We start from the raw sequence: 13701 nt of genomic DNA, 5'->3' as shown, positions 1-13701 counted from the left end.
TTAGGTTGCTAGTTGTGCTTCTCATCACTGGTGACAATGTTCTTCTTTTTTGCGTGTGGCCAATTGCGGCAACGTTCATAATAAAATCCGATGGCAAAACGCCCTTGTTGCTCAAGCGACAAAGTACGCGGGAAAGTGCCGCCCGCAGCATCCTGAAGTCGGACAACCACCTGTTTCAATCCTTCAACCTGTTCGCCTGTTTCGGCCTCATATCCATGCTCAAGACAGTTTGCCCACCCGCCGCCGACCTTGTTCAAGTGATAGCGTGCCAGCTTGCAGAGCTGGGGAAAGATAAGGGCCGGCGTCGTGGAGGCGGCGGCGTAGGATCTGTTGGCCGGGGACGAGTTCGTCCCGCCGCTTCCTTTGTGTGCCTCGACATGGATCTTGTCAAGCAGCGCCAGCAGACGCCCGCACATATAGGCGCTGTCCTTCTGACTTGTGTGGTTCTCCATAGTTATACCTCCTCCTCGATTGTTAAGTTCGAAATGAAGTTTGATCAGCGCCGTTCGGGCACGCAACCGCTCTTCAAATTCCTTTCTTGTCTTCTTGTCGCACCCCTTGACCAATTCAAGGCCCTGCCGTTGAAGTGCCGCCGAAAAAAGACGGGACGGCAATGGCCTGCCGAAAAGGGCCGCCTCAAACAACTCGGTGTATGTGCGTGGCAGCGGCTTGCTATTTTTCCCTTTTTGGACGGTACAGGCTGCCAGTTGGCCAATAGCTATTGGCATTTCATCCCCCCACTGATTCAGAAGTGATGTCAACCCCAACCACTTTCTAAAATGCGCTACGGCCTGCGGAAGTGTTTCGGTATGCCAGCTTCGGATAGTGATGCGGGACTGGGGAGATGACAAAACCGCTGCATGAAATTTTGATGTTTCTGGAAATTGCGCATACCCTCCCCATGCATTATTGAGGAATTCACGTACTTGGAGAGGATCCGCTTCAGACAGCAAATCGCCAAAGTTTAACGCCTGGGGTGGCGAGTTGGCGGCACTTTTATCAACTGCCCAAAAGACAACAACTGCGTCGCCCATGCGTTTGTATGAAGTTTCGTCGCTCAAAAGCCAGTTGAGTGCCGCGCTTACTTTTTCCGCAGTTTCCAAACCCAGCGGCATTGTGATTTCTCCAAGGCCAAAAGACTGCATTGGCGCTTTGTCAAAAGAGGCTATCGGGCAATATCCCCCGCCATTAGGAACCCCCTGAATATGCGGAAACCGCACGGACAGCACAGAATCGTCCGTGGCAGGGTCGAAAGGATCTCTACCTTGAGGAAGACATTGCCGAACACTTTCACGCTGCTTTTTTATTTCATCTCGCCACCAACCAGTCGCCTGGGGATGCTGCAAAAGTAACCGGCCATTGATACGGAAAGAAAATCGTTGATCTTTCGTAAGTTGGGCCAGGTTCTGATCCGAAAATGCGTTAAATGGGATACCTTTCCTTTTTTCGAAGAACATCCTTAAAGCGGTCCATTCAGCTTCCTGTGTTTGTTCAGGTGGGAGTGAGGCTAAAAAACGATCATGGAGGTCCAGAAATGCCTGATGATTGCTTTTAGGGGTGCCCGTTTCAGCTTTTTTGACCTTCTTCTCAAGGACATTCCCTTGCCTGTCTTTTTTGACGACCGGTTCTTCACCGAAAATCTGCAAAGGCTTACCTGACATTAATTCGGGCGGAATATTGCCGCCTCCAGCAGCAGCCACAACATTCGTGTTTCTCAATTTGAGAAAAAACGCGGCAGGACAGCGGTATTCCTTGCCCAGCACTTCCTTCGTTTTTCCCTTTCCATCCGTATTGCGTGAAATGGTAGGCGAAACGCTTATCACCTCTCCATGTTTGTCCAAGTCGATAGCCCAATGAATTCGGCGCCTGGCAAAAGGCTCATCTGTGTTGATTACACGCTGTATCCGCTCATATAGTTGAAGAAGTTCAGTGATCATATTCCGGTCACCTCCTTTTCCCCGTTTTCTTCAACAATCTTGGCTACGGTAATCCACCCTCTTTCTGCGACCGCCATAACCGGTTTTTCAGGCACCGGAGAGATGGTCCGCCCACCGGCATCCCGCCATACAGTGGGCCGATCATTTCCGTTCTTGGTCCAGTGCTCCCAGACAGGATCGAAATCAAAATCACGGAACATGACCCCATACGATTTGTTGATGCTGGCGCTTGGTTCGGCCTCGGGCGCCAGTTCGAAGTTGCAAGGGAACTCGCGGCAACCGAAATACGGCCGGTGATGACATTGCCCTTTGCCGGCTCGCCGCACAAATGCCCCTGCATACTTGCCCATATTGGCCCCATTGGTCTCGATGACCGCCTCAATGAGATATTCAAGTCGTCTCTCTCCGTTACCGATTTTATCTCCTTGCAAAATCAGGCTGTGACGCTGGGTACGGACATTTTGCATGTCACTGATGTCAAACCCCGTATAATTGTGCGATGGGTAACCAAGTTCATTTCTCAGAATCGGCATCATGCAACCCTCATGCACGATGCCGATCCGCAGGATATGCCAACGGAATCCTTCCTTGTCGGTGCGCTTTTTACTTTCCGGCTTCTCAATGGGCTTCATGAAGATTGCCTCAAGAATGCCGCGGGCCGCAGAAAGGGTTATGACCGGATAGCTCACCCTCTCGACATGAAACTCCGGCCGGGTGAAGCAGGCATATGGCCCCCAGACTTGTAAACGTATTGGCTCGCTGATCATAATATTAACCCCTCCACTGGCATTGCCCCCTCAAAGTCTATTCCTGTGCCCTTGAATCCAGCATGGTATTTGCCCAACCAGACATAAAGCCCAGAGGTTTCATCATTAAAGGCTTTTTCAAGTTTTCCTCTAACTTTTTCATCTTTGAGACTGCGAGATGGCAGGTTAATGATATTCGGCTGGATATTCCGCCAATCCTCGCGGGTGAAATATCCCATAATTTTGCCTTTTCCACCACGTCTCGTCTGTGCCTCCTCGTAAAGCTTACCTCCCGCTGTCTTCTTAAATTTCTCACCAGCATAGTCAACATACTGATTACAGATGAGCACCGAAATCGTGTCTTGCTCGATAAACTCAAACAACTCGTCCACTTCTTTGAATTGCAAACGACTTCGCGCACGCTGGATGCCGCACTCGTCCGGGACCGAAAGTTGATAGAGCAACCGGAAGTACGCGGTGAAGGAATCGGGGTTTTCCGGAATAGCCAGCCCCATTTTGCGTAGCAGTTCGGTTTGGGCAATGGCGGTGCTATATAGTCCCTTGGGCGACTTGCTATCTTTGGGATGAAAGACTTGGACTACAGCTTCGTCCGGATTCTTGATCAAACCATTGCGATTGCACCTTCCGGCAACCTGAACGATAGAATCGTAAGGGCCAAGAGCCCGCCATACCGCCGGAAAATCCACATCAACACCAGCTTCAATGCACTGGGTGGAAACCAGGATGCACCGTTCACGACCATTGTTTTTGAAGTTCTTCGGATCAAGCCGGCGTTTTACTTCCTCTAGAATTTCAACTCTGTGGGCGGGCATCATCCAGGTGGAGAGATGAAAGAGTCCGTCCGCATCATTGCCGAGTTTCTCACGGAATGCCTGATGAAGTTCACGGGCCGCCTTGCGAGTATTGACGACTATCAGAGCTTGCTGGGCATCCCTCCTCAAAATCGAACCCGCGAGTTCCTCCCATGAAATGCTTTCATTATCTTCCGGCCATCGATACGCCACCCTCCGCAGCGATGCAAAATGTTCTCGCGCCTTTTCCGGTGGCACGATGGGCCGCACATTCTCAAGGCCGGTGGGCAAATCCTCGCTTTTATGCAAAGCGGGCTGGGTGGCCGTACAAAAGACCATTGTGCATCCGTAAGGCCTTTGGGGGTTGGCAAGTTCGGACAAAGCATGCAGAATCGGCTGGAGCATGAGTGGCGGCAACGTCTGAATTTCATCAAATATAATGACCGATTGGGCGATGTTATGAAGTTTGCGTGCCTTGGCCGGACGACGGGAGAACAGGGATTCGAAGAATTGGACGCTTGTAGTCACGACGATGGGAGCATCCCAGTTCTCGGCCGCCAGGCGCCGACGTTCAGAAATGGTGTCGTATGAAGGTTCAGCCTCTTTCTTATCTTTCTGCTTCCCAGCCGGGTCCGGCTCGTCTTCCACCTGGGAATGATGTTCAAGAACAACACGTCCTTTCAGTGCTTCATCGCGTTCAAAAATCTCCCGAAGCGCCTTGGCGGTTTGCTGGATGATGCTGAGATAGGGAATGACAACGATTATGCGGCGGAACTGTTTGTTTCTCTGTGCGAATTTATCGTGATGAACGGCGTGATGCAGGGCGAACAGCATGGAAGCCAAAGTTTTGCCGCCACCGGTCGGAACACTTAGGGAAAACAGGCCACGATCCTTGCCTGCAGAATCCCTGCAAAGATTCCCTACTTCCTGACGGACGGCCAGGACCTCCCCGGAAGCCTTTCCCTCAGACTTTGCTTTTTCGGCCCGCTCCTTCAGCTCTTCTTCCAGACGCAGAAGCAACGACTCGGGTTTAAAAGGTTTCCATTGCCTCGCCTCATTTTTTTTATCTCCATCCTCCGCATGCTCCTCCGTGTCCAGCCGATCCGCGTCTATCAATGCACTAAACAGGAAGCGGGTAAAAAGATCGGTGGCCAGCCATCCGTTCCCTCTGTTTCCTGGAAAAAAATCAAGGTCCTGCAGCCAACCCGGCAACATGTCATGCAATAATGGAACAGTGAAATCAGGGTGATTCTCCCGAATTTTTAACAGGCAGGACTTTGCCATTTCTCTGTATGCTTCCGCTTTCTGGTCAACATCTCCTCGATTGTGGAGCCCTGCGTGATGACCATTCACAGCGAGAGCGACTGGCCATTGGGCTGGTTCACTTTGACGAAGGGCGTAGGCCGCTCCATGATGAGCATGTGGTTGTTTTTCGCCGTCTTGGTCAGAGGTACGAATACGTTTCTGGAACTCCGTCTCCGCCTTGCCGAGATCATGGAGAAGCCCCGCCAACTTTCCTTGTTCCGATGCATCGAATGCAGTTGCAAAAAACCCTGCTTTTTGACTCACGCCTTCCAAATGAGAGATAAGGGTTTGATCTTTATGGGCAAGTAATGAATTTATGGGGTTCATATTTTGTTCTCCTTAACGTTAGATATAACATAACCACCGTCATCTCCAGCATCTCCCACGGCGGGGCATCGGTATCAACGTTTTTCACCAGGGCGGTGAAATGTTTTCCCTTGTCCATCTGTTGGGCCGGGGTTTCGTTGATGTATGCGGGGAGGTAGCCCAGTTTCCGGCCGGCAGCGGTATAAACGGCAATGGCCTTGTCGTCGTGGGGATTGGCGGGTTCGCGGGTGAGAGACAGTTGGTCTCCGGCGCGCAGGCTGTTGATAAGGCGCGGGCCGTCATAATATTGGAAACCGGCAACATGGCAGGAAAACAGAGGGATGGTTTTTTTTGCGGCTGATTTTTTCGGCCGGGAAAGAACGAAAAAAGCCAGGCCGGACAGGGCGGTTTTGAAAAAATTGCGGCGGTTCATCTGGTTTCCTCCTGTATTGGAACGTTCCAGCGTTCCAGCGTTCCAGCGATCAAACGATCAAGCGATCAAACGATTCAACGTTTCAGCGATCAAGCGATCAAACGATCAAGCGTTTCAATGTTCCAGCGATAAAGCGATCAAGCGGTTCAACGTTCCAGCGATCAAGCGTTTCAGCGGACCAGTGGTTAAACGGTCAAGCGTTTCAGCGTGAGCTCGTTTCACCGTTTCAGTGTGTGATCGTTCCAGCGGTTAAACGTTGGATCGTTTAAACGTTGGAGCGTTTTCCCGCTTGATCGTTATTTCTTCATGCATTCCTTCAGCAGGGCGTCGAATTCAGCCATTTTCGGATCTGGTTTCGGTTCCTTGTATTTTGGGCCCTTGAATCTGCTGCCTTTGAGGTGCTCCATGAATTTGTGGACCATGATGGAGAGCTTCCTGTGCTGGTCAATCAGGGAGTCTGCATGTTCGCGTTTGACATATCCCTGATCAAGGGCCACATAAAGCTGACATCGAACCTCGCCGCAGCTTCCCTTGGCAATGGCGAGAAACTGGATGAATTCCTGGTTGCCTCCTCGCTCATAACCCTCGGCGATATTTGACATGACCGATACGGAAGCGCGCTGAATCTGGCTGCAAAGGCCGAAATCCTTTGAAAAACGTTCGTTCGCGGTAAGTTTGTATATTTTGCCGGTTAAGGAACGAGCCAGTTGCCAGATTTCCAGGTCTTCGAAGGATTGTCCGGGCATTTTTTTCTTCCTTTTTTAAACTTGGGTTGTTTGCTTTTTCAGCGTTTCAGCGTTTCAGCGTTTCAGCGTTTCAGCGTTTCAGCGTTTCAGCGTTTCAGCGTTTCAGCGTTTCAGCGTTTGAACGTTTCAGCGTTTCTTTCCAAGTATACCCGACGTGCTCGGACAAATAGCGTCCTACCAATTTTTTTTTCGAATGAAGCGTAAAAAAAATCAGGGGCTCGCATGGTTGAAGATTTTTTAGCCTCGATATTTTAAAAAGAGTTAGGAAAAGGATACTGCAACAGGAAAAAATTGCAAAGAAAAAGGAGTGACAATTTGTTATGAAAAGGAGCGGATCACGGACCGCAATATTTCTTGAATTTTTTACCGCTTCTGCACAAGGGCAGGGTGATTCTGACGTTTTCGACGGCGGTTGACGGATTTTCAGGTTTCCAAAGTTTTCTTCGACCATTTTGCTTTCCTTTTTCATCTTCCAATGTTCAAGAATTTGATCGGTTCCTTTACAATCCTGCTTCCATGCCGCGCAGGATTCTGGATTGCTCGACCGCTTGCTTCACCTCTCTCCGAAAGGCAACATGGCGATTGTAGCGGGTCTTGCAATAACCTTGTAAAAAAGCCAGGGCCTCTTTTTTCATGCCGGTGGCCGCCATTACCTCGGCCAGGACGGCCAGTGCTTTTGCGGCCCGGTCATAGGCTGTCCGCTGTTTGTTGGAAACAATATGGTTAACCCGATTTTCCCCGATGGTTTCGGCCCATTGCCGGTAAAGGTTCAAGTCGAGGCTTGCCGGGTCAGCCAGGCCAAGTCCGCGTATGATTTCCTGGAAACCGGAGAGCTTTGTTTCGTTTTCAGGTTCGTCAAAATTGCTGGAATCCATGGAAATACACTCTCCATAGTCTCGCAGCATGTCGCGGATCAGGCCGCAGTCGGCATGACCGCCGGATGCCAAATACAATACTCCGGCAAAGAGCAGGCCGGTTGCGTTGCCATGGGACCAGCCGACGGCTTTATTTTGTTTGCACAGTTTGAAGGCCTCGTCGACTGCGCCTGCCATGAGCAGGGCCTTGACCAGCAGAGCGCTTTCACTGTGTCCGGATTTCCGTTTGGTAAGAAACAAACAGATTTCCGCCAGCTCTTTTTCTCTAACCTGTTGTCTGGCGGCCTCACCCGCCAGGTCAAGAAGACCGCCATCGTCCGGCTGCGATCTGAATCTTTCCCGGTAGCCTTCCAGGATCACGCCGTTCTCCCCGAGTTTTTTACCGGTTTTGATCAGGGAGTTCGCAGCCTTCCTGCGATCCGAACCCTGCGGTAAAATATTGAGGACCTCTTGACATGCATTCTTCAGGGACGTCCAGTCCTCGCCGGCTTCAAGTTGCAGCAGCCAGGAGAGATACCCCCGCGGTTGTTTTGCCTGCCAGGAACGGGCGAGATTTGCCACGGCCTTCACGCCTTCTGTCAGAAAGGCTGCTTCCAGGCAGAGGTCGGCAACCCGATCCATGTGAAAATCTTTTTGTTCCAGTGCCTTTTTCCAGGAAGGCAGGAATTGGCCGAAATCTTCAAGGGCGCCGGTTTCGGCATCGATCACATCCTGCAACAGGGGGAAGTCGTCATCCAGCAATCCGCCCATGTCGGATTTTTCAAGGTCGGCCTCCATGGCGGCCAGCATTGATTCAACGCGTTTGTTTTCGGGAGCGGATTCATAAACACATCTGGCATAGCGCGCCCGTGCTTCCCGCAGGTCGACGTTCAATTCAGGAAGAAAACCGTATGCTTCGACCTCATTTACCAAGGAGAGCAGGGCATGGTACACTTCCTGCGCGGATTTTTTATTCCCGGCCATGAAAAGATGGCCGCCGTCAATGAAGAAAGCGGTAAGTGTGGCCTTCTGTTCATCGTTCAGCAGATCCGGGTCGCCATCATCATAATAGGAATCCTGCCAGTCCTCGTCCGGGTCCTCCCAGTAGGAACCGTCCTCAATGGATTGGATGCGGGTGAGAATTTCCTGCCGCAAATCCCCGATTTGGGCGAGCAGTTTTTTTTCGGGAATGGTTGGCGTAACTGAAAGCCGTTTCGAACCCTTGGACACATGGGAAAGGATGGAGTGGAGGAAGTCCGTCCGTTCTTCCGGCACAATGTCTCTTGCCAATTCAAGGAGCAGTCTCGCAAGCGCATCCTTGCCGAGTGGTTCGCAGAGCTGTTCGATTTTTTCAAGATATGGTTTGAGTGCGATTTTTGTTGTTTTCATCTTTCTTCCAATACCTGATTTTCAGGGATGAATGATCCAGCGTTGACACGTTTCAATGCGCGAACGGCTTGATCGATGCAACCGGTCATTTACTTGCCGTCGTTCTGTGCGGTTCCTTTTGGCGGAGATTCATTGTAATAACGTTCTCTTGGGCTTGAAACCGCCTTAATGGCAATATCCTGTACCTTGCCATAGGCCTTGTCGAGCTGGGAGGCGAGCAGGTCAATCTGTTTTTTCTGATCAACGGCAGTCTGCTCCAGGGATTGTATCCTCGTGGTGAGCACATTTTTTTCACCTTCCAGGGTATTGCGCAGCAGTTCCTCGTTTTTCGTATATGCAGCGGTCAACCGTTCCGTGGTCTCCTTGACGGTTTTCTTGATAGCCTCCTCCAGTTCCCTGGGGAATTTCTCCACCTGGATATCAAGAGCAACGATGCGTTTTTCCTGCTGGGTAACCACCGCCTCGCGTTCCTTTAAATACGCCTCTCTGTCGGCAACTTTCTTTTCAAATTCTTCCTTCTTCAGGTGCAGCTCTTTCTCCAGCAGGTTGATCTCGTCCTGCAGGGCATTTGTCTTCTGTTCCCGCTCCCTCATCAGCTTGTAGTCATACTCTTCCTGTTCGCGGCGCCGGGCCTTTTCAAGCTGCTCCTGCTGTTCCTTCACCCTGGCGACGGCTTCGGCCTGTTTCTGTTCCCACGTTGCGCGGTCATGCTTTATCGAAGATTCCAGCTCCTCCCTGCGGGTGGCCATCTCTTCCTCAAAGGCGGTCTTTTTTTGTTTCTGAGCTTCGAGGAGAGCTGCCAGGGAATATGCTGATTTTTCAATTTCAAAGATTTCGGCAAGCTCTTTCTCCTTTGCCGCAACCGCCTCCTTGGTTTTTCGGTAACGCTCTGTCTGCTCCTCGATCCTGGCGGCGATATCGGTCAAGGCGGTGCTGATGCCGGTCTTGATCGAGCCTATGGCCTCGCTCACCTTGACTCCGGCAAGTTCTTCGGCAACAACGGTCACTTCCCTGATTCGTCGTACTTCCTTTTCCTTTTCAGGTTGCAACTCTTCCTCGGCGCGATTATCAAATTTTTCCACAAGTTGATTGTAAGCTTCCAGAATTTCTTTTTTGGTATTTGAGGGACTTACTGTCGGTATTTCGTCAAGTTTTTTGCTCATTTGTTCACCTTTTGTTGGAATTTTTCAGAACAGCGCTGCATTGTCCTACGATAATCCAGAGTGTACATGATCCGCTCGGACAAATAGCGTCCTACCAATTTTTTTTTTGAATGTTAACGGAGAAATTCTCGTGGGAGGTTATTTGCACACCTGTGTAGGGTTAGGCAAACAAAACGGCAACAAAGGAAAAGCGGGAAGGGAAAAGGGGAATAATTTGTTATGAGTGGCGGATCAGGGGCCGCAGCATTTCTTGAATTTTTTACCGCTGCCGCAAGGGCAGGGGGAGTTGCGGCCGATTTTGACGGCGGTTGTGCGCGGCGCGTCCTTGATCTCGCCGTCGATATAGTACCAGCGGCCGTTTTCCTTCACAAAACGGCTGATCTCATGCAGCACCAGCACCTGGCCCAGGGAAAATGCCCGGGCCTTGAACTCAACCCGGGCCCGGCCGTCTTCGTTTTCTTCGTCGTGAATCAGTTCGAGATGGGTCCAGTGCGGGATGGACTCGGGGGCGATGGAATCAGGCCGGGTGGTCGGGTGCCAGGTTGCAAGCAGGTATTCGCTGTTTTTGACCACGTAAGCGGTGAACCGGGAGCGCATCAGCGCGGCGGCCGTGGGTGCATGGCTCAATCCGCTGACAAACGGGGCGCAGCAGCCGGCAAAAGCAGTGCCGGAGCCGCAGGGGCATGGGTCATTTCCATTCATGATGGATTCCTTTGAGCAGCACGGTCCGGCCGATGTCCGCCGTGCGGCCGGATATCTGCTCGATATGGTCCCGCACCACCGGGCATTTGACGGTGAGCAGAAAATAAAGAGGGGCCTGTACCTCTGACAGGGTTTCAAAGTTGCCCTGACCCTTGCTGATGATGAGATCCGCTGCGCGAAAGAGGCGCTGGAATTCGTCCGAGCAGGCGGCAAGCGGCGTGCCGGGGCAGCCGGTGCCGTTGCTGATCACCGTGCAGATTGTCTCCAGGCCGCAGGATTGGGCATCCTCGCGCAGCGCATCGTTGATGATGGGCCGCTCCTTGACGACAAAGGTGACATCTTTGCCCAGCTTCTCAATGACCAGGGAGTCGAAAACGAGTTCGCCGCTGTTGTCAGCCAGGTAGAGAACCCTTCGTGCGTGCGCGAGGTCGGCGGTAAACGCCGGAAAATCATTGATAACCGGCTCCAGGGCCAGGGCCTGGCGGATGGTTTGTTCCATGTCGAACTGGTGCAGGGAGCCGTAGTCGATGATGTTGCCGGCCATGGAAAAGAGCAGGGCGGCATAAAGGGGGTCGGTGGATTCGTCAATCTGTCTGCGGACCTGCGGCTTGAGCCCCAGGGCGAAACGGTTGCTTTCCTTTTTCAATTCAATGAAGGGATCGTTGCAGGCGGAAATTGCCGCGATCATTTCGTAAAGGGCAACGGCATTTTCCGGCGGGCTGAGGGAAAAGTTCACCCGGCCGAGAAAGGCGATGGCCTGTTTCATGATTTCTTCATGCACTCCGGCGGCAACGGTGGTGAGGCGTGCGGTTTGCAGGGCCTGTTTCAGGAAGCAGGGGAGGCAATCAAGGGTTGTTTTCATATCGGCCGAAAGTTCCGGGTTCGTGCTGTTGGTTGACCATGGGCTTGGTGTCCCGCAGATAGCGGCCCAGGACACAGGTTGCCGCCATGGTCGCGGTTGCCTCGATCAGTTCCGGAATGGATATCTGCTGGTTGAAGCCGCCGAGGTGCGGGCCGGTCAAAAGAACGATATCCGCCACCCCTTTTGCGGCGAGATCGGCTTTTTCCGGGGTGAATCCCCGCGCCAAGAGGAAGTCGCGGAATTCCTCGTCACTCATTTGCTGCTGGTCGACCTGGCGCAGCATTTCTTCCATGCTGCGGTCAACCCCCATCTCCTCGATCATCCGCGATGACAGGATGTCCAGGTTGACGGGAAGTTCTCCTTCAAGGGGCTTGCCGGTAAATCCTTCATAATAGCCGAGCAGGATTGTCCGCAGAAGTTGCTTGAGGTGAATTGTGTCAAAGAGGTGTCGTGCGTCAACCGGCTTTCCCGCGCAATCCAGTCCGGCGAGTTCCTTGTTTTTGTTGCGGAAAAAACTTGCCGCCACCAGCAGCAGGCTCAGGATGTGGCAGCCGATATGCCAGTAAAATCGCTCTCCGGATTGATGCAGGGCGGCGAAATGTTCAAAATCCCTGATGCCGGTCAGGCCGAGATTCGGGAAGCGGCATGAGGCCAGCCATTGATCGAGCCTGCCGGCCCGGGGCCAGTCGTAAAGGCCGTTGTCTTCCCTGCGGTGGCGCTGCACCCTGTTATGGAAAAGCGGGATCGGCGCGGTATGGATGATGCCGCGCGCCGCCAGCCGCCCGAGAATCAGGCTGTTGAGTCCCATGATGGTGTCGGCCTGGCGGAAGGTTGCGAAGTTCTCCGGTTCATTTGCATAGGAAAAATAGTCCTTGCGGGCAACATAAAAAATCGCCGTGTATGGCTCGTGGAGCTCCAGTCGGTCGGGCGGGCTGACTGGAAGGCGGCTGAGGCGGAAAAGGGAGGCGTCTCCCCTGGTAAAAGGGCGCGGAACATGGAAGTTGTTCGGCAGCAGGGCGCTTGTTTCGCGCAAGGAATGCATCCACGCCGTTTCAGTGCGGAGGTTTTCGCTGTTTTCGTCCTTGCGGAGGAATTTGGCGACCAGCAGCCGGTCGTTGCCCGCAAGCGGCTGGATCAGGCTTCTGCCGGCAAAGAAAGGGGTGGCGTTTGTTGAAACACTCAGCCGTTCCGTGATGTCGTCCCAGCTTATTTCCGGCGGCGGGGCGGCGGGGCAGGGGGCAATGGCCGGAGGGGCGAGCGTTACCGGCAAGGAGCCGAGGGCTTCCGTTGCCGCCCGGAGGGATGTGCCGGTTGCGTTGCGGAGAAGGTTTCTGAAGGAGTGAAGGGCCTGAAGGGCAAGTGCGTCATGTCCTCCGGTCATTGACTCGGCAATGGCGCCCGCGGTTTCCCGAAAGAAAAAAAACGACTGGCGTTGTTTGACGAGTCGTTGGTCAAACATCAGTTTTTCGAGATTACGGATGGTGTCGAGGTGTGTCTGTTCGGGATTTTGCGCAATGAGCCTGCGCAGGTTGCACGCGGCGATGTAGCGCGCCGGGAATTCGGTATGGCTGTTATTGATTATCTGCTCTTCAAAGCGGAGATTGTTCAACATGATTGCCGGTGGTGAAGAAAAAGATTTTTTGGGCAAATGCCCAATTCATGGGGCAAATGTCCAATTTTTCGTACAGTTGATTCCCGTATAATGAAATTTCGCAACCGATTATATTCGGTTTTCGGGAAACCATGTATCTGTTTGCTGATTTTGAAATTGTAAAACGTTGATATGCGGTGCTTTTTTGTTCCGGTTTTCCGCATTCACGCGTTGTGGTACATGGATTGCAAAAGATTGAAAGTAAGTCTGTTTTTTCAGGTGACTCACTTTAGCATGCCGGAGTGAAGCTTGCCAGGGCAAAAAAGGATTTATCAAAGTGTAACTTCTATCCGAACAGTTAAGCAGGGAGTCATCGAATTTCTCGAAAACCTCGGAAAAAAGCTGAACACCAGCGTGAGGAGGCAGTGTGAACGAGATAGACAAACTTCAGCTTCTGGCGGAGCTCACTCATGAATTCTGTGAACTGAATCACGGGCCGGATACCCACCGGGAAAATTTTCCGGCAAGCGATTTTATTATCATGCCGTTCGGCTACGCGGAAAATGCGGTAACGGATGTCGCGGTGCGGGAAATGGTTGTCCCGGTCTGTCATGATTGCGCCACCGCCCTGCTCGGAAATGAATGGACATTGCTGTACTGTTTTGAGTGCTGCAGCAGCCAATGGGTTTACCGGAAGATGGCCAGGAACAAATACCGCCATCATGTTTTATGGCTGCGCGGCTGCCCCCACTGTTCCAACCAGTTCGGCGGCCTGTACTTCAATGACTTTGACGCCGTGGCTGATTCCGCCCATTTCCTCAGGGAATACGCGGGGCGGATGGCCGCTTAACGGTT

The 13701-nt window shown here is 52.3% G+C and carries 12 protein-coding genes; 1 reads left to right on the top strand and 11 read right to left on the bottom strand.

Annotation, left to right across the window (positions count from 1 at the left end):
* Positions 1–8 precede the first annotated feature (8 nt).
* From BM485_01565 to BM485_01515, 11 genes are all read right to left on the bottom strand, one after another.
* On the bottom strand, positions 9–1937 hold the full coding sequence (locus tag BM485_01565; protein ID OKY76783.1) for a hypothetical protein: 1929 nt from the start codon (positions 1935–1937) through the stop codon (positions 9–11).
* A complete protein-coding gene (locus tag BM485_01560; GenBank protein OKY76782.1) occupies positions 1934–2704 on the bottom strand; it encodes a hypothetical protein in 771 nt (256 codons plus the stop codon). The genes BM485_01565 and BM485_01560 overlap by 4 nt, the downstream gene beginning before the upstream one ends.
* Positions 2701–5127: a hypothetical protein gene (locus BM485_01555; protein ID OKY76781.1), complete on the bottom strand. Its 2427-nt coding sequence runs from the start codon at positions 5125–5127 to the stop codon at positions 2701–2703. The genes BM485_01560 and BM485_01555 overlap by 4 nt, the downstream gene beginning before the upstream one ends.
* Complete coding sequence (locus BM485_01550) at positions 5096–5539, bottom strand: hypothetical protein (GenBank protein ID OKY76780.1); 444 nt, start codon at positions 5537–5539, stop codon at positions 5096–5098. The genes BM485_01555 and BM485_01550 overlap by 32 nt, the downstream gene beginning before the upstream one ends.
* A 296-nt stretch (positions 5540–5835) precedes the next feature.
* Positions 5836–6285 (bottom strand): four helix bundle protein, encoded by a 450-nt coding sequence (locus tag BM485_01545; GenBank protein ID OKY76779.1) that lies wholly within the window; start codon positions 6283–6285, stop codon positions 5836–5838.
* A gap of 94 nt (positions 6286–6379) precedes the next feature.
* A complete protein-coding gene (locus BM485_01540; protein ID OKY76778.1) occupies positions 6380–6754 on the bottom strand; it encodes a hypothetical protein in 375 nt (124 codons plus the stop codon).
* A gap of 31 nt (positions 6755–6785) precedes the next feature.
* Complete coding sequence (locus BM485_01535; protein OKY76777.1) at positions 6786–8528, bottom strand: hypothetical protein; 1743 nt, start codon at positions 8526–8528, stop codon at positions 6786–6788.
* Between the two features lie 89 nt (positions 8529–8617).
* Entirely contained in the window at positions 8618–9691 is a 1074-nt protein-coding gene (locus BM485_01530; protein ID OKY76776.1) for a hypothetical protein, read from the bottom strand.
* 231 nt (positions 9692–9922) lie between these two features.
* Positions 9923–10393, bottom strand: a complete 471-nt coding sequence (locus BM485_01525) for a hypothetical protein (protein ID OKY76775.1) — start codon at positions 10391–10393, stop codon at positions 9923–9925.
* On the bottom strand, positions 10380–11255 hold the full coding sequence (locus BM485_01520) for a hypothetical protein (GenBank protein ID OKY76774.1): 876 nt from the start codon (positions 11253–11255) through the stop codon (positions 10380–10382). The genes BM485_01525 and BM485_01520 overlap by 14 nt, the downstream gene beginning before the upstream one ends.
* Entirely contained in the window at positions 11239–12864 is a 1626-nt protein-coding gene (locus BM485_01515) for a hypothetical protein (GenBank protein ID OKY76773.1), read from the bottom strand. Before BM485_01515 ends, BM485_01520 begins: the two co-directional genes overlap by 17 nt.
* Positions 12865–13273: 409 nt before the next feature.
* Here BM485_01515 and BM485_01510 point away from each other — a divergent pair, with 409 nt between their 5' ends.
* Positions 13274–13696, top strand: coding sequence for a hypothetical protein (locus tag BM485_01510; protein ID OKY76772.1), 423 nt, complete (start codon positions 13274–13276; stop codon positions 13694–13696).
* Positions 13697–13701: the final 5 nt, after the last annotated feature.

Source organism: Desulfobulbaceae bacterium DB1, assembly GCA_001914235.1.
GTDB lineage: Bacteria > Desulfobacterota > Desulfobulbia > Desulfobulbales > SURF-16 > DB1.
Note: the sequence above shows the minus strand (reverse complement) of the source record. Positions and strands in the feature narration are given on the sequence as shown.